Consider the following 720-nt stretch of genomic DNA (forward strand, 5'->3'; position numbering starts at 1 on the left):
GGTTCCCGACGGGTGCTCACGGCCCCGACGGGACGGCTCGTGAGGGGGTTTCCGGCCTCCGCCCGGTGCGGACGCCTCGGGGTCGTCTCCTCTAGGGTGAAGGGGGCGTGTGACACGACTGTCGCCGGCGGGAACCACCGGCCGGACGTGTCCCGTCGGGGCGATCCACCGATACGCGGGGATCGGGTGGCAACAGCAGTGGGAGGCGTCGTGAACAGCGATCGGGACGGCATGCGCACCGGGGACGGGGCCGTCGGTGACGCCCGGCCCGACGCCGCCCCGGACTCCGGGGCGGCGGACACCGGCGGGAGCGGGGCCCCGGCTCCGGCCTGGTATGTCGGTGCCTCCTCCCCGGTCCCCTCGCCCCGGCCGGATGGAGGGGGTCGGGAGGATCGGACGGACGACGCCGAGAGCGGGACGGAAGAGGCCGGGTCCCCCGAGGACACCGTCCACCCCTCCGCGCAGCGAACCGGTGACGACACTCCGGCCTCGGCTCCCGGAGCCGAGGGATCCGGCCCACACGAAACGCGTGAGGGGAACGACCGGGACGGCACGGATGGAGAGTCCGACTCCAGGCCCGGAGAGGAGAACGGCGACGCCAACGGGGATGGAGCGGCCGTCCCGACGCCGCCGATCGGTGGCGAGACCATGCAGTTCTCCCCCACCGCGCTGCGCCGTTCCACGGAGGATCCCTCCCGAGGGGGCCCCGCGGTCCCCCGT

At 74.9% G+C, this 720-nt stretch carries 1 pseudogene; it reads left to right on the forward strand.

Going from position 1 to position 720, the window contains the following annotated elements:
* Window positions 1-210 precede the first annotated feature (210 nt).
* Window positions 211-720 (forward strand): annotated as a pseudogene (locus FNQ90_RS27905) (hypothetical protein); the annotation flags it as partial.

The organism is Streptomyces alkaliphilus, assembly GCF_014141535.1.
Taxonomy (GTDB): domain Bacteria; phylum Actinomycetota; class Actinomycetes; order Streptomycetales; family Streptomycetaceae; genus Streptomyces; species Streptomyces alkaliphilus.